The organism is Lysinibacillus sp. NPDC092081, from assembly GCF_044755845.1.
In the GTDB taxonomy this organism is placed as follows: Bacteria; Bacillota; Bacilli; order Bacillales_A; family Planococcaceae; genus Lysinibacillus.
The window spans coordinates 888,908-906,015 of the sequence record NZ_JBIVRU010000001.1 but is presented as its reverse complement, the minus strand read 5'-3'; the positions used below and the strand labels follow the sequence as shown (position 1 = coordinate 906,015).

At 37.0% G+C, this 17,108-nt stretch carries 18 protein-coding genes; 12 read left to right on the top strand and 6 right to left on the bottom strand.

Annotated elements, in window-relative coordinates; all coding sequences use genetic code 11:
- Positions 1–62 precede the first annotated feature (62 nt).
- The 5 genes from coxB to ctaG all read left to right on the top strand — a co-directional run bounded on the left by coxB (position 63) and on the right by ctaG (position 5,460).
- Positions 63–1,151 carry a cytochrome c oxidase subunit II gene (gene coxB / locus ACIQLB_RS04550; RefSeq protein WP_400721466.1) on the top strand — a complete coding sequence of 363 codons (1,089 nt, stop codon included), beginning with the start codon at positions 63–65 and terminating at the stop codon, positions 1,149–1,151.
- 41 nt (positions 1,152–1,192) lie between these two features.
- The gene (gene ctaD, locus ACIQLB_RS04545; protein ID WP_400721463.1) at positions 1,193–3,076 is read left to right on the top strand and encodes a cytochrome c oxidase subunit I; all 1,884 of its coding nucleotides are present in this window, start codon (positions 1,193–1,195) and stop codon (positions 3,074–3,076) included.
- Positions 3,076–3,702 (top strand): cytochrome c oxidase subunit 3, encoded by a 627-nt coding sequence (locus ACIQLB_RS04540; protein ID WP_400721460.1) that lies wholly within the window; start codon positions 3,076–3,078, stop codon positions 3,700–3,702. The genes ctaD and ACIQLB_RS04540 overlap by 1 nt, the downstream gene beginning before the upstream one ends.
- A 1-nt stretch (position 3,703) precedes the next feature.
- Positions 3,704–4,048 carry a cytochrome C oxidase subunit IV family protein gene (locus ACIQLB_RS04535; protein WP_053594672.1) on the top strand — a complete coding sequence of 115 codons (345 nt, stop codon included), beginning with the start codon at positions 3,704–3,706 and terminating at the stop codon, positions 4,046–4,048.
- 482 nt (positions 4,049–4,530) lie between these two features.
- Positions 4,531–5,460, top strand: coding sequence for a cytochrome c oxidase assembly factor CtaG (ctaG, locus tag ACIQLB_RS04530; RefSeq protein WP_400721456.1), 930 nt, complete (start codon positions 4,531–4,533; stop codon positions 5,458–5,460).
- Positions 5,461–5,635: 175 nt separating this feature from the next.
- Here the strand turns inward: ctaG and ACIQLB_RS04525 are convergent, their stop codons facing one another.
- Positions 5,636–5,806, bottom strand: a complete 171-nt coding sequence (locus ACIQLB_RS04525; RefSeq protein ID WP_400721453.1) for a hypothetical protein — start codon at positions 5,804–5,806, stop codon at positions 5,636–5,638.
- Positions 5,807–5,866: 60 nt separating this feature from the next.
- Here ACIQLB_RS04525 and ACIQLB_RS04520 point away from each other — a divergent pair, with 60 nt between their 5' ends.
- Positions 5,867–6,328 (top strand): DUF420 domain-containing protein, encoded by a 462-nt coding sequence (locus ACIQLB_RS04520; protein WP_400721450.1) that lies wholly within the window; start codon positions 5,867–5,869, stop codon positions 6,326–6,328.
- Between the two features lie 297 nt (positions 6,329–6,625).
- Here the strand turns inward: ACIQLB_RS04520 and ytvI are convergent, their stop codons facing one another.
- Positions 6,626–7,690: a sporulation integral membrane protein YtvI gene (gene ytvI, locus ACIQLB_RS04515; protein WP_400721447.1), complete on the bottom strand. Its 1,065-nt coding sequence runs from the start codon at positions 7,688–7,690 to the stop codon at positions 6,626–6,628.
- A gap of 204 nt (positions 7,691–7,894) precedes the next feature.
- On the bottom strand, positions 7,895–8,260 hold the full coding sequence (locus tag ACIQLB_RS04510) for a YugN family protein (protein WP_053594668.1): 366 nt from the start codon (positions 8,258–8,260) through the stop codon (positions 7,895–7,897).
- Between the two features lie 146 nt (positions 8,261–8,406).
- Between ACIQLB_RS04510 and ACIQLB_RS04505 the strand changes: the two genes are divergently transcribed.
- Together ACIQLB_RS04505 and ACIQLB_RS04500 are read left to right on the top strand one after the other, a co-directional pair.
- Positions 8,407–9,522, top strand: a complete 1,116-nt coding sequence (locus tag ACIQLB_RS04505; RefSeq protein WP_400721443.1) for a CAP domain-containing protein — start codon at positions 8,407–8,409, stop codon at positions 9,520–9,522.
- A 310-nt stretch (positions 9,523–9,832) separates the two neighbouring features.
- Positions 9,833–11,308 (top strand): UDP-N-acetylmuramoyl-L-alanyl-D-glutamate--2,6-diaminopimelate ligase, encoded by a 1,476-nt coding sequence (locus tag ACIQLB_RS04500; RefSeq protein ID WP_400721440.1) that lies wholly within the window; start codon positions 9,833–9,835, stop codon positions 11,306–11,308.
- Here ACIQLB_RS04500 and ACIQLB_RS04495 read toward each other — a convergent pair.
- The gene (locus tag ACIQLB_RS04495) at positions 11,283–11,789 is read right to left on the bottom strand and encodes a PaaI family thioesterase (RefSeq protein WP_400721437.1); all 507 of its coding nucleotides are present in this window, start codon (positions 11,787–11,789) and stop codon (positions 11,283–11,285) included. The two genes, ACIQLB_RS04500 and ACIQLB_RS04495, sit on opposite strands and share 26 nt — an antisense overlap.
- 87 nt (positions 11,790–11,876) lie before the next feature.
- Here ACIQLB_RS04495 and ACIQLB_RS04490 point away from each other — a divergent pair, with 87 nt between their 5' ends.
- Both ACIQLB_RS04490 and ACIQLB_RS04485 read left to right on the top strand, forming a co-directional pair.
- Complete coding sequence (locus ACIQLB_RS04490) at positions 11,877–12,323, top strand: YlbF/YmcA family competence regulator (protein ID WP_400721434.1); 447 nt, start codon at positions 11,877–11,879, stop codon at positions 12,321–12,323.
- A 172-nt stretch (positions 12,324–12,495) separates the two neighbouring features.
- Positions 12,496–13,548, top strand: a complete 1,053-nt coding sequence (locus ACIQLB_RS04485) for a tartrate dehydrogenase (protein WP_400721431.1) — start codon at positions 12,496–12,498, stop codon at positions 13,546–13,548.
- 215 nt (positions 13,549–13,763) lie between these two features.
- Here the strand turns inward: ACIQLB_RS04485 and ACIQLB_RS04480 are convergent, their stop codons facing one another.
- Positions 13,764–14,663, bottom strand: a complete 900-nt coding sequence (locus ACIQLB_RS04480; RefSeq protein ID WP_400721428.1) for a glycerophosphodiester phosphodiesterase family protein — start codon at positions 14,661–14,663, stop codon at positions 13,764–13,766.
- Between the two features lie 233 nt (positions 14,664–14,896).
- On the opposite strand from ACIQLB_RS04480, the gene ACIQLB_RS04475 reads away from it, so the two are divergent.
- Positions 14,897–15,169, top strand: a complete 273-nt coding sequence (locus tag ACIQLB_RS04475; RefSeq protein ID WP_053483414.1) for a YlbG family protein — start codon at positions 14,897–14,899, stop codon at positions 15,167–15,169.
- Between the two features lie 2 nt (positions 15,170–15,171).
- Here ACIQLB_RS04475 and ACIQLB_RS04470 read toward each other — a convergent pair whose 3' ends face one another.
- Positions 15,172–15,561: a DUF7147 family protein gene (locus ACIQLB_RS04470; protein ID WP_400721425.1), complete on the bottom strand. Its 390-nt coding sequence runs from the start codon at positions 15,559–15,561 to the stop codon at positions 15,172–15,174.
- 56 nt (positions 15,562–15,617) lie between these two features.
- On the opposite strand from ACIQLB_RS04470, the gene ACIQLB_RS04465 reads away from it, so the two are divergent.
- Positions 15,618–17,051, top strand: coding sequence for an RNA polymerase II (locus ACIQLB_RS04465; RefSeq protein ID WP_400721422.1), 1,434 nt, complete (start codon positions 15,618–15,620; stop codon positions 17,049–17,051).
- The last annotated feature ends 57 nt before the right edge of the window (positions 17,052–17,108 follow it).

The window sequence follows — 17,108 nt, the reverse complement described above, 5'->3', positions numbered from 1 at the left end:
ACAGAACTAATTTCCTAGGTACACATGAAAATACAACAAAGAAAGAGGGGTTTAATTAAGCTATGATGAAAGGGCTTAAAAAATGGCGTCTTTTTTCACTACTAGCAGTGATGATGGTTTTCCTTTCAGGTTGTGGTGAAGATTATATTTCTGCACTGAAACCATCTGGTCAAGTAGGTAAAGAACAATTCAATCTATTAATGCTAGCTACTGGGATTATGACGTTAGTTGTAGTAGTAGTATCCGTTATCTATTTACTTGCATTCTTAAAATTCCGCCGTTCAAAAGTTGGCGAAAACGTTATTCCTAAGCAAGTAGAAGGAAGTCACACTCTTGAAATAATTTGGACAGTTATTCCAATTATTTTATTATTAATCTTAGCTGTACCAGTTGTTACGGCTACTTACAAATTTGCAGATGTTGCTGCGATGGACGAAGTAGATGAAAACGGTGACAAAACAGCACTTACAGTAAATGTAACTGCGCATTTATATTGGTGGGAGTTTGAATACCCTAACCAAGGTATTATAACTGCACAAGAATTAGTTGTACCAACAGGTCAAAAAGTTTACTTTAACTTAAAAGCTGCCGATGTTAAGCACTCATTCTGGATTCCTGCTGTAGGCGGTAAAATGGATACGAACGTAGATAACTTAAACAAGTTCTATCTAGAATTCGATAAAGAATCAAAAGACCTTAAAGACGGCGTATTCTATGGTAAATGTGCTGAGTTATGTGGTCCTTCACATGCATTAATGGACTTCAAAGTTAAAGCATTGAGCCCGGATGCATTCGATGCATGGGTAGCTTTAATGAAAGCAACAGATAAAAAAATGCCTGATAAAACTTCAGCTGATCTTGGGGAAGCTACATTTGCTAAGAGCTGTATGGGTTGTCATGCTGTATCTGGTACAAGCGGTCCAGGTTCAAAAGGTCCTAACTTAACTACATTTGGTGACCGTAACCGTGTTGCTGGTTTCTTAGAACATAATGAAGAAAACTTAAAAGCTTGGATTAAGGACCCTGGGCAATTCAAACCAGGCAACTTAATGATGAATGCAGATGGTACTGCACCAATTTATGGCGACTTAACTGACGAAGAAATTCAAGCTCTAGCAACTTATATCATGAGCTTATCTGTTGAGAAATAATTTTAAGTTTTATGTAACAAACTTTGAGGGAGGTAAAAGTTGTGAGCTCATACACACAGAAAAAGGGCTTTGGAGCAACTGTCTGGGACTACATTACAACTGTTGACCATAAAAAGTTAGCAGTAATGTATTTATTAGCCGGTACATTGTTCTTCGCTATCGCTGGTTTTGAAGCGTTATTAATGCGTATTCAATTAATGAAACCTAATAACGATTTCGTCTCAGCTGGTTTTTTCAATCAATTACTAACAATGCACGGAACAACAATGTTATTCCTAGCTGCGACTCCATTACTATTCGCATTTATGAACATGCTTGTACCATTACAAATTGGTGCGCGTGACGTAGCATTCCCGTTCCTTAACTCTTTAGGGTTCTGGTTATTCTTCCTAGGTGCAGTATTCCTTCACCTGTCATTCTTTATGGGTGGCGCTCCTGATGCGGGCTGGACGTCTTATGCATCATTATCTTTATATTCTCCTGGACATGGTATTGACTTCTATGTTCTCGGTTTACAAATATCAGGGGCAGGTACATTAATATCAGGTCTTAACTTTATCGTTACGATTATTACAATGCGTGCTCCAGGTATGACATTCATGCGTATGCCATTATTCACTTGGACTGCGCTTGTATCAAGTGCACTAATCCTATTCGCATTCCCTCCACTAACAATTGGTTTATTAATGATGTTATTTGACCGTATGTTCGGTGGTAACTTCTTTGACCATACTATGGGCGGTAACACAATTATTTGGGAACACTTATTCTGGATCTTCGGACACCCAGAGGTTTATATCTTAGTATTACCAGCATTCGGTTTATTCTCTGAGATTATTCCAGCGTTCTCTCGTAAACGTTTATTTGGATACTCTTCAATGGTATTCGCAACAATTTTAATCGGTTTCTTAGGGTTCATGGTTTGGGCTCACCACATGTTTACAGTTGGTCTTGGACCAACAGCTAACGCAATCTTTGCTGTTGCAACAATGGCAATTGCCGTACCAACAGGTATGAAAGTATTCAACTGGATCTTAACTATTTGGGGCGGATCTATTAAAGTTACAACACCAATGCTTTATGCACTTGGTTTCATCCCGTCATTCGTTGCGGGTGGTGTTACAGGGGTAATGCAAGCATCTGCACCTCTTGACTACCAATTACACGATTCTTACTTTATCGTTGCTCACTTCCACTACGTAATCGTTGGTGGTATCGTAACAGCGTTATTTGGTTCAGCACACTTCTACTGGCCAATTTTCTTCAACCGTATGTTAAACGAAACGCTTGGTAAAATTACTTTCTGGGTATTCTTTATCGGATTCCATTTAACGTTCTTCGTTCAACACTTCTTAGGTTTAATGGGTATGCCACGTCGCGTATTCACTTACATGGAAGGTCAAGGTTGGGATCAGTTCAACTATATCTCTACAATCGGTGCATTAATGATGGGTGTAGGGGTTATCTTAATGGTAATCAACTGCTTAATGTCAATCAAAGGCAAACCAGCAGGTCGCGACCCATGGGGCGATGGACGTACATTAGAATGGTCAATTCCACAACCAATCCCATTCTATAACTTCCGCCAAACACCACTTGTTCGTGGTTTAGATCCATGGTGGATTGAAAAACAAGAAGGAAATAAAGAAGTTACATTTGCTGAGCCAATCGGTGATGTTCATATGCCAAACAACTCAGCTATCCCATTTGTTATTTCTCTAGGTCTGTTTATCGCGGCATTTGGTGCACTTTATAATCCAGATGCAGATAAACCGTGGTCAATTTATGTTTTAATTGCTGGTCTTGCAATTACATTTGGTGCTATGATTTTCCGTTCTGTTAAGGACGATCACGGCTTCCACTTACACAAAGAAGAAATTCTTGAAATTGAAGAACATCTTTATGGCAAAGGAGGAAATAAATAATGGATTTCAATACTAAATTTACTCCTCATACTTGGCCAGATCATCCTGAACAAGCTACGATGGAAGGGAAAAATAAAGTTGTTGGTTTCTGGATTTTCCTTGCCTGTGAAGTTGTACTTTTCGCAAGTTTATTCGCTACTTACCTAGCGCTTAAGAACAAAGGGCCAGCTGGCATGGAGTTCACAACACAAGGTTTATTTGAATTACCATTAGCATTTGCTATGACGATGTTATTATTAACATCTTCTCTAACTTCAGTTTATGCAATTTACCATATGCGTAACTTTAACTTTAAAGCTATGCAAACTTGGTTGGGTATTACATTACTTTTAGGTCTTGGATTCTTAGGTCTTGAAATCTATGAGTTCAATCACTATGTACACCTTGGTTTCACATTTAACCAATCTGCGTTCTCAACTGCGTTTTATTCATTAGTTGGTACACATGGTTTCCACGTAACTTTAGGTCTTGTGTGGATTGCAACGTTAATGCTTCGTAATGCTAAACGTGGTCTTAACTTATACAATGCGCCTAAATTCTTCGTGGCTGCTTTATACTGGCACTTTATCGACGTAGTTTGGGTATTCATCTTTACAGTAGTTTACTTGATGGGAGTGATCGGATAATATGTCTTCACACGATACACCTATAGTTGCTAAGTCTCAGGCACAATACGAGTATGATCGTCATCATAATGCCGTTCATATGCGTAAACAAGTAATCAACTTTGCGATTATGATTTTCTTTACGTTTATCGCATTCGCAGTAGTTGCAGCTGATTTTTCTAAATACTTAATATTACCACTCATTTTATTGCTTGCTGGTGTTCAAGTTGTTCTTCAACTGTACGCTTTCATGCACTTAGAAGACAAAAAAACGCACTTCGGTGGTGTAATTGGCTTCTTCATGTGGATGGGTATATTAATCGCATTTACTTTCTTCTTAGCTTTTTTAACAATTATTTGGTGGTAATCACCAAAGAAGCACGTTCTCTACTATCAGTAGGAACGTGCTTTTCTTTTTGGTTTTTTTCACGATTATAATTCATGTAAGTGTGATTTCCGTTCCGACTGGGAGACATAATAAAGTAAAAGGATTCACAAACAGTTTTGTGTGTGAATCCTTTTTTGCTCTTTGGAAGGTGGATGTCGATAAATTTCAGAAGTTGGGTGATAAAACGTGAAAGTTAGTCGATAAAATTTAAAAGATGGGCGATAATTCTTGAAAGTGTTCCGATAAAACTAAAAAGTTGGATGACATTTTGTTAAAACGTATGTCATGTGAATCAGATACTTTTCATGTGGTGATTTATCGTTTTTAACATCTTTTCAATAGGTGCCCTAGCTCGTTCGAGTAATATAATGTGGATAGTAATTTGTTCACCTTTCGTTCATTGCAGAATGTTTGTAAGCGTTCTATAATAGGGATACTGAAGTTTAAAGGAGTGCGTTCTGATGCCACTTAGTATATTTGGTTTCCAAGCTTTATGGAGCCCATATTTAATAGGGGTTCTTGTTTTCATAACAGTCATCTATTTTTTAGTCACAACAAAGTGGCGCAAGGATTTTAAAGTAAGTGAGCCTTTGAAAAAGGGAGAGGCTATTTATTTTGTACTGGCAATGGTAACGATTTATATTATTAAAGGATCTCCAGTAGATTTAATGGCGCACATTATGTTTACGATGCATATGGTGCAAATGGCTATTTTATTGTTACTCGTACCGATTTTCTTAATTAAGGGGATTCCATGGTGGGTATGGAAAGTTGCGATTGAAGCACCAGTTGTTAAATCTTTATTTAAAGTATTAACACTCCCTGTCGTTGCGGTATTTGTGTTTACTGGTTTATTTTCTTTCTACCATTTACCTGCAGTATTCGACTACATTAAATTAAACGAAACTTTACATGGTACATATACATTTGTATTATTTGTTTCTGCTGTCTTAATGTACTGGCCTTTGATTCAAGAGATACCTAATAGACCGCAAATGAAACCTTTGCATAAATTAGGCTATATCATTGCTAATGCGGTATTAATTACACCAGCGTGTGCGTTAATTATTTTTGCTTCAGACGCTATGTATGAAACATATACAAATGGTGATGCATGGTTAAAAGCAATGGAACTTTGTGTACCAGCTTCTACATTATCTAGTTTATCTCTCTCAGGACCAGAGCTCTTTACAAATATGGATCCTGTTGCCGATCAACAACTAGGCGGCGTTTTAATGAAGATTTTACAAGAGCTTATTTTTGGTGTATTACTTGGAGCAATCTTTCTTAATTGGTATCGTTCAGAACAAAAGGATCCTGATAAAATTACTGCTGATGCGTTAAAAGAACATCAAAAGAAATGGGAAAGCCAACATCAACATCAGTTGTAAAAAGAAACTGTAACTTCATTCAGCAGGTATCCAAATACCTGCTGAAATAGAGGAACTCAGTCTAAGAACGCCACGTCCTGTGGCAACGACTGAATGACCAACATTGTGTTGGCCTAAAGCCTCCGGCGGATGTCACGGAATCGGAAAAGAGTTCACATAGGATGTTAGCCTAAAGTCATCGCATCCATGCGATAACAGCTAACTGACCTGCATCGGTAAAAACGCCACGTCCTGTGGCATTACCGAAATGACCAACATCGTGTTGGCCCTCGGTAAAAACGCCACGTCCTGTGGCATTACCGAAATGACCGACATCGTGTCGGCCCTCGTGCAGGCCTAAGCACAAAGCCGATTCCGGACGTAATTATGCCGAGGCATAATTGATTTTAAATAAGGAGTTTTGTAAATGGAATTGCAAATTTTGCCTACTATAAGTACATCATTCATCGTTATTAGTGCAGTACTCGTAGCTATTGGTTGGGGCTTAATTATAAAAGGAAAAGTAGAGGCACATAAAAAAGTAATGCTTGCAGCAGGAGTTGCAGCACTTATCTTCTTTATTATTTATGCTTCACGAACAGTCTTTATTGGTAACACAGCGTTTGGTGGAGGAGAAGATTTAAAACCATATTATACTTTCTTCTTAATTTTCCATATTACTCTGGCAACAACTGGAGCAGTATTTGGCATTGTTAGTATCATTTCTGGTTTAAAAACTAATCTCAAGCTTCACCGTCGTATTGGACCGATTACAAGTATTATTTGGTTCTTCGTAGCTATTACCGGTGTTTTAGTATACATTTTACTATATATTATGTTTGAACCAGGTGAAACAACATCTGTCATTAAAGCTATTTTAGGCTTTTAACTTCTATCAGCTAGTGTACAAACTAACGGACCTGCATCGGTAAAAACGCCACGTTTTGTGGATTACCGAAAGGACCGACATCTTGTCGGCTCTCATGTTGTTGCCGCTACGTTAGCACTGCGCTTTCGCACAAAAAGCATCTGCCGCTGCCGCTGCCGCTGCCGCTACGCTTTCGCGCAAAAAACATCTGCCGCTGCCGCTACGCTTTCGCGCAAAAAACATCTGCAGGCTTAAGCATAAAGCCGATTTCGGATGCAATTATGCCGAGGCATAATTGATAAAAGAAAATCTCCCTCCTTATTTTTGAGAAGGAGGGAGATTTTTTATGGATGTTTGATTAAATAGAGAAAGGACAACAACAACGAGTAAAGGACCGATTAAAATACCAAAAAATCCAAAAATTTCGAAACCGATAAACATTGCAATAAAGGTTGTTAGTGAGGAGAGTCCAACCTTATTTCCAATAACTCTAGGCTCAATCATACGTCGAACTAAAAATTGTAAGATCGTTAGTACGACTAGCATAACAGCATAGATATATTCACCTGTAAAGGCTTTGTATATTGCCCAAGGAAGAAGCAAAATAAATGAGTCTAAAAAAGGAATGAAATCTAAAATGACTAGTAAGAGTGATAAAATAAGTGGGAATGGTGTTTTAAGAAAATAAAAGGTTCCAAAAGCTATAGCAAAAATGCAAATACCAACTAAAAATTGTGCTTTTATAAAACCAAATAAAGCAAGTTTCACGCGCTGTCCAATAAATAGTATTTTTTGATGATAGTGAAACGGAATAGGCGCTAACATTTTACGGTTAATATTCGGTAATTCTAAAAGAAACATATATAACACAATCCAATAAACAAAAATATCAAACAAACGAGAAGTTATATACGTAAGTAAAGATGACCAAACATTCACATTTGTTAAAGAAAGAGCATATTTCTCGATTGAAGATAGTGTACGTGCTATCATAAGTTGAATTTGGATAACAAGATCTAAGGGCAAATGATAAGTATAGTTGGAAAGCTTGGATTGTATTTCAATCCATAGTGCTGATAGCTGATTGAGGTACTCTGGAATATGAATGATAAATGTTGAGAATTGTTTCCAGCTTATAAATATAATGAGAATACATAATAGTAATGTCATACTTGAAAAGAACATAAAAAAAATGGATGCGACTATTTTGCGTTTTTTTCGGAACCGTTTACTAATTCGTATGATGACAGGTTCCAATAATAATGCAGTTACGTAGGCAAGCAGTATGGGTAAAGACAGGGATATAAACCAGAGAATTGCAATTCCGACAGCTATAACGATGATCGGATGGCGAAAAAAGGGATGTTTGAAAAATTGTAACATTTATCTCACCTACATCATGTAAAAGATATAGTTAGTATGAGAAGAAATAAAATTTTTACTCAAAATAAAAAAGACTGGACCACCAGTCTTTTCAGATTTAGCTATTGCACTGCATGCTGTTGCCAATTTGCTGTTGCCTGATAAATAATAAAATGATTTCGATGTTTAATCGGCATGTATGCACCGTGAAATAACTATCTAAAATTATGCATGAATTTCAAAAGCTTGTAGGTCTAATTTAACCTTTTTTAAGATTTCTTCACATTTTTTTACAAGATGAGCTGGGAAAACTTCATCATCACCATACTCAACGCCGTGTGGATAGTAGTACTTACCAAGTGCTGGTTTCATTAATGTTAGGATTGCATCGTGTGCACCAACATCACCAGATTTTGCATAGGCGAATACACGTAGGTAATAACGTCCCTCACGAGTATCGAAACGCTTATCAAATGTCATACGCTCGTAATCCCAGCCGCCATCACATTCTAAACCGTTTTTTTTCATGACGCTTACAATAAGTTCTTGATCAGCTGTTAAATTTTCAAGGTTAGTATTTTCAAAATACATCTGTAATCCTCCTTTAGGTTCTCGTACATAGTATACGCTCATTTTTATAATAGAGCATATTCGACATTGTTGCAATGACAACATTGTGTCAACCCAATTACAATTGGTATAATAAATTAGAATAATGTGATAAGAAGGAGTCATGTATGAAAGCTTTATTTCGCATTTTTATGGCATGTGCTGCAATTGCGTTGATTGGCTTTATATTTTTTAATACACCACATGAGAACGAGCCATTAAAAGGCCCGAATGCTAATTCAAATATTATTCCCAAAACCGAATTAAAGCAGCCTGAAATGGGGGCAACAACACGTCCTAAAAGCGGGATGTCGACATTAATAGGTCAAGGAACAAAGGTAGTTTTGGATAAATATGGTGAACCGGTACGAAAGGAACCATCATCTTTTGGTTATGATTGGTGGATCTATAATACAAATGCTTCTACATTTTTCATGGTAGGTGTTGAAAATAATGTTGTGACACAAGTTTACATTGCAGGTAAAGATTTAGATGCTTACCCTTTTAAGGTTGGTCAGAAGCGCGATGATATATACCGAATGACAATCATTGATTATGAAGTAACTGCGAATGTCGGTAAAAATATTTTCGTTTTCTCAATGAGTGAAGAAGATATGCAGACACGATTGCTTGTAAAATTCGATGGACTTTTTGCACAACTTTATATAGATAGAGAAACGGGTGAGCTACAAGGAATACGCTTTACTAATAGTAAAACGCTTGTTCTTCAGCAACCTTATGAAATGACTTATCAAGGCGAGCTAGTTATACCAACACCACCATCTTCCTTTTTACAGCAGGAAATTAATGAAGCGAGTGCTACACAGCTTGACGATTTAATAAATGTAACAAGAGTTCAACATGATTTAGCTCCATTAAATATTGATGAATCATTAGAAGAAGTTGCAAAAATGCATAGTGAAGATATGAAGATTCAAAACTTCCTTGCTCATGAATCACCAATAAATGGAGATTTAAAAAAGAGATTGGAAACTCATGGAATCAAATATAGTGAGGCGAATGAAAATCTTGCGACTGATTATTTTGATGCGATCGAAGCAATGCATGGCTGGCTTAATTCACCTGAGCATCGAAAAGTCATTTTAAATGATAAATATACGACAGTGGGATCTGGAGTATTTTTAAACTATTATACGCAAATATTTTTAGAATCTTCATCTCAGAAGCTGGATAGTGAGAATAAAGACTCTGAGGAGCCAGTAATTGATGAATCATCACCATAACAGATAAATTACTGCCCTTTAATGTGGGATAAATAGAAAATATAAGACTGAAGAAGAACTTGGCGAAATCAAGTTTATCTTCAGTCTTTTCATTTTTAACTTCTTTCAGCAAACGTTTTATGCAAACAAAAAACATCTGTTGCTGACGCTTCGCTTTCGCACAAAAAACATCTGCAGGCCTAAGCACATAGCCGATTCCGGACGCAATTATGCCGAGGCATAATTATGCGAAAAAGATATGCACCTACATTTTTCGTCACACCGGTACATACGCCGTCATATGATAGAGAACCGAAAGGGGGAATGAAGCTTGCAATTAGCTGAGCTATTAAAAGACTGGCCATGTAGCGTAACCGGAGGATCTATTCGCACAAATATAACAGGCGTTGAGGATTATGCTCAGGCAATAAAACCTGGGAATATTTTTATTGTACGTAAGGGTAAAAAAACATCGGGAAGTCGTTTTGTCAAAGAAGCATTAGCTCGGGGTGCAGCCGCGATAGTATCAGAGGAAAGTATTTCACTACCTATTACCGATCAAAATATTCCTTTTGTTTGGGTTCCGAATACATCCCTATTTTTATCGTATGCGAGTGCAAAGCTTTCAGCCTTTCCAGCAGAGGCATTAACCGTCATTGCGATTACAGGTACAAATGGTAAAACAACAGTGAGTCATTTTGTGAGCCAATTGCTAAGAGCGCTACATAAAAACGTTGCAGTTATTGGAACTGTAGGATTTTTCATCAATGAACAGAAACAACAAACAGTGTATGAGCAATTAACCACATTACAGGCAAAAGAGTTACATCCGATATTAAAGCAATGTGTACGAAATGGTGTTACACATGTTGTTTTAGAAGCTTCATCAATGGGATTACAGCAACATAGACTTGATCATTGTGATATCGATTGTGGCGTTTTTTTAAATTTATCGGAGGATCATTTAGAAGATCACGGAGGACTTGAGGCATATAAGCGTGCGAAAAAAAGGTTGGCAGATTTATCGAAAAAGCTAGTGCTAAACGGAGATGATAATTTTTGCCGTTCCGTTGGTATTTATGATAAGAAAAAATCCTGCTCATTTGGCTTTGATAATCATAATGATTTACATATCCAAATTGTCAGTGAATCAATTGGGAAAACGGTACTTTGTTTACAAACGTCATCGAGTGAACATATTGTAGAAATCCCTTTTATCGGTAAATATCATGTGCAAAATGCTGTAGCTGCCTTAATGACATTATGGCGTCTAGGTTTCTCAATTGAAGAGATAGCAGAGCAGATGTGGTTGTTAAGGCTACCAGAAGGAAGACTTGAGAAAATAGACAATCCATTTGGGATTGATGTGTTCGTAGATTACGCACATACTGCAGAGGCATTACAGGCTGTTTTGCAAACTTTTGATCGCTCGAAAACCCTTTATCTTGTATTTAGCTGTGGGGGAAATCGAGATAAGGCGAAACGTTTTGCGATGGGAGCAGTAGCTAGTAAGTATGCGGATATCATTTTTTTAACAACTGATAATCCACGTGATGAAGACCCTATTTTAATTAATGAAAGTATTGTTGCGGGTTTTACTGAGCAGCAATATTATGAAATCTATCTAGATCGAAAAGTTGCTATTCATCAAGCATTAGCAAAGGCAGAAAAAGGTGATATTGTACTTGTTGCCGGAAAAGGGCATGAACAGACCCAACAAATAAAAAATCAAAAATTCCCTTTTTCCGATCAACAATGTATTCGAGATTACTTTTTAAATCTTATGTCTGAGGGCGGCGTTGAATGACAAAGAAAGAACCAGTCGCAATAGCAAGTTTTCGTCCAGTCTCATCCTCGATATCACATTCCATCACAAGTGTCTGACGCCCTTTATGTACGAAACGTCCACGAGCGATTAGTTCCTTGTTAGACGTTGTAGCAATATAAGAGATATTCATATTTGTTGTGACAACATTGTAGCCTTCTGGTACGGAACGCGAAGCAAGTCCTCCCATTGCTGCATCTGCAATTGTTGCAATGATCCCACCGTGTGGTACCTTAATGGTATTATGGATTACGGGTGTAATGGGAATACGAACTTCACTAACTTCAGTCTCAAATTTACCAACCATGTGTAAGGCAGCATTAATATAACGTCGATGAATCCCTTCCTGTTTATCGCGAAGACCAGACAATAAATGTAGTAAAACTTCCTCATCTTCAGCTGTACTATGTTGTAAAATCTCTGCTAGTAATTGTTCTATTTGTCCTTTAGATGATGGTACCAATTAAAAAACTCCTTCATTAAAAATTATCAATAATGTAAAATTACCATAAAATCTGTTATGATGGGAAAGAGATTGGGGGAATTAAAAATGATGATGACCTCTGACTGGGCAATCATTTTGGATGAGGCCGATGCGCTTTGTGAGATGATTCTTTCCTCTGAGCCTGCGAAAATGCTGCAGCAAGCGTATGATGCTGTGTACAGTGATATCCAAATAGTTGAAGCTATTTACGCATTTAATCGCATGAAAGAGCAGTACGAAGATGTACAACGTTTCGGAAAATATCATCCGGACTATCATACAATTATGAAATCGATTCGTCAGCAAAAGCGCGCACTCGATTTAAATGAAAAGGTTTCGGCTTTGAAAATTGCTGAGAATGATTTTCAAGATTTGCTTGATCAAATAAGCTTACTTATAGGGAAAACTGTTTCAGAAGCGGTAAAAGTTCCTGTAAGTAATCCGTTCTTTGCAGCAGGTTCTTCATGTGGTGGAGGATGTGGCTCAGGCGGTTCATGCTCTTGCTCTGCATAAACAAAGTAATACTTTTTCTTAGACTGTAAGCGAACTCGAATGAGTTTGTATGCAGTCTTTTTTGTTACTATGAAATGTTGTAGCGATAGCTATAAACATCAGGATGTAATTATGGCGGAAAAATTGTATAGTAATTGCATAGGCAATATAGAAATTAAAGGAGGATAAACAGATGAAGACTTATCGAATTGCCGTTATACCAGGAGATGGGATTGGTAAAGAGGTTGTACCAGCGGCGATAGAAGTTCTTAATAAAGCGGCTCAATTAGATAGCAGCTTTCAATTTGAATGGACAACCTTCCCATGGGGCTGTGATTATTATTTAGAGACAGGTAAAATGATGCCTGATAATGGTATTGAAATTTTGAAAGGTTACGATCAAATCTTTTTAGGTGCTGTAGGCATGCCAGATTTAGTACCAGATCACATTTCATTATGGGGGCTACTTATTAAAATCCGCCGCGAAATGAAGCAATCTATTAATGTGCGTCCAGCAAAGCTACTTCAAGGTTTGCCTTCACCTTTACGTAACCCAAATGGCTTTGATTTTGTTGTTGTACGTGAAAACTCAGAGGGAGAGTATGCTGAGAGTGGTGGCAGAATACATAGTGGACAGGATGAGGTTGCTATCCAAAATGCTATTTTTACAAGGAAGGGAACAGAGCGTGCAATGCGATATGCATTTGAAATGGCGAAAACCCGACGCCAGCATGTTACAAGTGCCACAAAATCTAATGGAATTACATACAGTATGCCTTTTTGGGATGAAGTATTTGCGCAAGTAGGTAAAGATTACGAGAACATAGGACAAGTATCTAATCATATTGACGCCTTAGCTGCCTTTTTAGTGATGAAACCAGAAAATTTTGATGTAATTGTTGCATCAAATTTATTTGGGGATATTTTAACTGACTTAGGTGGTGCAATTATGGGAAGTATCGGAATTGCTCCAGCTGCAAATTTAAATATAGAGCGACAATATCCATCCATGTTTGAACCAGTCCATGGCTCTGCCCCTGACATTGCAGGACAAGGGATAGCGAATCCGCTTGGACAAATTTGGACAGGTAAAATGATGCTTGATTTTTTAGGCTATCATGAGCTTGGTACAAAAGTGCTGCATGCGATGGAAGCAACATTAGCAGAAGGTATTAAAACTGGTGATTTGGGAGGAAAAGCTACATTAAGTGATGTAACGGATGCGGTATTACGTCATTTGCAATAAAGTGACATTTTAAACAGTGAGGTTTTTTTCAGCCTCACTGTCTATTGGTGTTTACTAGGATGAAATCTGCTGAAAAAATGAAGGGGTGAATGGCCGGTACCTGCTAATTATATAGGTAGAGAAATTAATAAAAGGTAAGGGCTGTTAGAAGAAGACCCTCACCAATCAATGTGTTAACTATTATAAAATGGAGAGAAGGCTCCATTCCTATGTTCTTATTTTTGTAGTAATTCTACAGCAATATCAGGTCGATCTGTAATAATACCTTTTGCGCCGTTGTGAATTAATTTATTCATTGTTGTTACGTCATTGATAATCCAATAATGAACAGGGATGTTTAAATTGCTTAAAAACTGGATAAACTTCGGAGATTCTAATGTAATGACTCCTGATTTAGGCGGTATTTGGAATACATCTACCTTAGGATGATATAAATGTCCGAACTGGCTTGAGAAAGAAGCGAATGCTTTACGAACATCTGATTCACCTGCACCGAGTGCTACTTGATTTTGCGCATATAAATTAAAACGATCTATCTGTTCAGCGTGAAAACTTGTGACAACTACTCGATTCTCAGCACCAAGCTCTTCAATTAAACGCCATAGTTTAGAAGGCATTAAACTTCCTTCATACGTATCTGGTGCATCTTTAATATCGATATTTACCAACATGTTTGGGTAAGTTTCTAATAGTTCACGTAATGTTACAACATCTATTTTTTCATCTCGATAAGGAAATTCCCCATCCAAATCTTCAAATTGATAACCGTGGTTTAATGCATTTATTTCTGCTAAAGTCATATCTGCAACAAGTCCATAGCCATCTGTCGTACGATCAACAGTATCATCATGGAAAACGATAATTTCCTCATCTTTGGTTAAGCGAATATCTATTTCAAAACCGTCAACACCTAACTGTGCGGCTTTTTCAAAAGCAGGCATCGTATGCTCAGGTGCTAAATGAGCACCGCCACGATGTGCGAGAATAATTGGGTGATCAAATTGTAGTGCCCGTTTACCTTCTCGTTGTTGAGGTTTAGAAATAGCTTTACTACCTGCCCAAGCAGCTGCACTTGCCGCTGCGATTGCAAGCGCAATCTTTGTTTTCTTACCCATATTCGTCCTCCTTAACAATTAAATTAATATAAATAGTACCTGCAATTTCACTTTTTAATTTTCAGTGAGCAAACTAGTACTCTATAACTTGCATAAGTGAATGTAAAACTCTTAGTCAACGTTGTATGCTTTTCCATTATAACGGAAAATTGAGCGTTCTGTCAGCTAAACTCTGTTGCTATCATTTTCCGGTCTATGGTATTCTTTTATGTAAGAAATGAGGGGAATACTATATGAACGAACGACAAGGACTAATCGTTTACGTCCATCAATTAAAACATGCGAAGTCTCTTCGAAAATATGGTCATGTTCTTTATATTTCTCGGAGGCAAAAATATGTATTGCTTTATTGCGAGCGAGAGGAAATTGAATCAATGACAACAAAACTACAACGCCTTCCATTCGTGAAAGACGTTGTAAAGTCTTATCGTCCATTTGTTAAAACTGAGTTTGAAAATGCTAAACCAGATAAAGCGAAAGAATATGACTATAAAGCAGGTCTATAATATTATGTTAATGCTGGGATATAGTGATGAAGTCTCATTATTCCAATTAAGTATTGATAAAATAGTTTTGATTCCGAAAATATAGAAGAGTGCTTTATTTCTACAACAACCGCTTTTCTATCTAGTCGTTTAATACTTTCTTCAAATATTTTTTGTCGCTGTGAAGGCTGCTCTTCATTATAAGGGATGCCTTCTCGACAAATATAAATCGGCATGAATTTACTTTCACCGACTGGTTTTAAAGCGACTGCTAAAGAGGCAACCTTTTTTTCTTCTTTAGTGGATGTTAGTATAAAGGCTTGGTGGAAGCGATCTTGATTGGTTCTCACTATTTCAAGTAGCTCATAAACATCACCATAGCCCTCACCTAATTCTATAAATTGTTGTGGCATAATAATTGCACATCCTTTCCAATACACATAGTATCATGCTGCGGGAGGTCAAGCACATGAAATTTGCAATGAGTTTTTTTTCTATTCTAGCACTAATCATTACCGGAACGATATTTTTCCAGTACCATGCTTATTCGTCTGACTTAGAAACAGGCGATGGTGAATTCCATTATTCTCAAGAGATAGAAATTGTCTATCGAGAAAATAGCTTGGATATTCGTCAACATTTTAAAAATTTACCCAACCAAAAAGTGAAAATAAAGTGGCCAGAAAATGCGGTAAATCCAAGTTGCTTTATTGATAACGAAAAAAGCTGTGATCGCTTATCAAAAGAAGTTTCAAATTTTAAAAAAGGAGAGACTAAATCACAATCTGTTTCATACATAATTCCAATTGAGGGTGGCTTAAAAGATAAAATGCTCATCCAAAATGTTTTCGCCACATTAACGAATGGTGAAGCATCTTATTCCGTTGTACATATTTCAACTGATAGTAAAATTGTTGGTCAGTGGATAACGGGCTTGCCTTTAGTAGGTCAGCAAAAACTATCACTTGTTAACTATACAATGTTTAGTGGATATGGTACAGTTCGTGATATTTATTGGCAAACGGGTAATTTAAAAGTACAAGAGCAAACCCCTGTGTTATCTATTTATGCCCCGGGAGCTATCTCGAAGGATTTCTTAAAATCATTGGAAAATTTAAAGTTTTTGAATGATCAACACATTGCTATTATTCAAGAAAAGAATCCAGTGAAAGAACATGATGATCGACTTTTATTTTTGCCAGAGCTAACTGAACAAGCTATTGAACAAGAAGTTATACTATCACAAATAAAGTCCCAATATAAGTTTGAAGATTCACCAACATGGTTGTCGGAAGTTGTGGCATCCTATTTAGTGAAGGATACGATTGGTTCAGATAAAGCGAAGAAAATAGTGAAGACGTTAAAAGAATACATGACAGCTAATCAAGAGTCAGCATGGCTAGAAGCTTTGAATAAACTTGGGGAAGAGCCGATTTCCCCTGCATCAATGGACGATCTTTTATCCGAAGTGTTAGATGCAAAAACGTCTTATTTTAAGTTGAATGCGGCTCAAGAAAACGGCACATATCCACTATTATTTGAGGATGATCGAAGCGTTTACGTTAATGACGTTTTGAGAGAAAATGTTCATGTAATTCTTTATAAAGGACAAGTATTATATACCGCTGATACATTGTTGCCTTATCTAGGCTATACTGCTGGTGAAGGTAAAAATGGATATTATATCAATGGTGATAATCGTACTTTCCGATTCCCGAAAGAACCAGGATTTTATGTATTTAACCAACGTAGATATTCTACTATTTCAGAACCGATTATTAAAATTGCCAATAATTATTATGTTGAAGAAGCTTGGCTACAACGATTATTTTTAGTAGAATTACAAAAAAGTGATGGTCGTATTAATATCAAGATGTTAACTCAAGAACAAGAACAAAAATAATTTTTTTGCAGCGGAGGTTCGTCTTTCGCTGCAAAAATGCTTTTATCTTCATTTAGC

Coding starts and splice junctions, on each gene's coding strand:
- coxB (WP_400721466.1), top strand. CDS start 63: ATGATGAAAGGGCTTAAAAAATGGCGTCTTTTTTCACTACTAGCAGTG.
- ACIQLB_RS04540 (WP_400721460.1), top strand. CDS start 3,076: ATGGATTTCAATACTAAATTTACTCCTCATACTTGGCCAGATCATCCT.
- ACIQLB_RS04535 (WP_053594672.1), top strand. CDS start 3,704: ATGTCTTCACACGATACACCTATAGTTGCTAAGTCTCAGGCACAATAC.
- ctaG (WP_400721456.1), top strand. CDS start 4,531: ATGCCACTTAGTATATTTGGTTTCCAAGCTTTATGGAGCCCATATTTA.
- ACIQLB_RS04520 (WP_400721450.1), top strand. CDS start 5,867: ATGGAATTGCAAATTTTGCCTACTATAAGTACATCATTCATCGTTATT.
- ytvI (WP_400721447.1), bottom strand. CDS start 7,690: ATGTTACAATTTTTCAAACATCCCTTTTTTCGCCATCCGATCATCGTT.
- ACIQLB_RS04510 (WP_053594668.1), bottom strand. CDS start 8,260: ATGTATTTTGAAAATACTAACCTTGAAAATTTAACAGCTGATCAAGAA.
- ACIQLB_RS04505 (WP_400721443.1), top strand. CDS start 8,407: ATGAAAGCTTTATTTCGCATTTTTATGGCATGTGCTGCAATTGCGTTG.
- ACIQLB_RS04490 (WP_400721434.1), top strand. CDS start 11,877: ATGATGATGACCTCTGACTGGGCAATCATTTTGGATGAGGCCGATGCG.
- ACIQLB_RS04485 (WP_400721431.1), top strand. CDS start 12,496: ATGAAGACTTATCGAATTGCCGTTATACCAGGAGATGGGATTGGTAAA.
- ACIQLB_RS04480 (WP_400721428.1), bottom strand. CDS start 14,663: ATGGGTAAGAAAACAAAGATTGCGCTTGCAATCGCAGCGGCAAGTGCA.
- ACIQLB_RS04475 (WP_053483414.1), top strand. CDS start 14,897: ATGAACGAACGACAAGGACTAATCGTTTACGTCCATCAATTAAAACAT.
- ACIQLB_RS04470 (WP_400721425.1), bottom strand. CDS start 15,561: ATGCCACAACAATTTATAGAATTAGGTGAGGGCTATGGTGATGTTTAT.
- ACIQLB_RS04465 (WP_400721422.1), top strand. CDS start 15,618: ATGAAATTTGCAATGAGTTTTTTTTCTATTCTAGCACTAATCATTACC.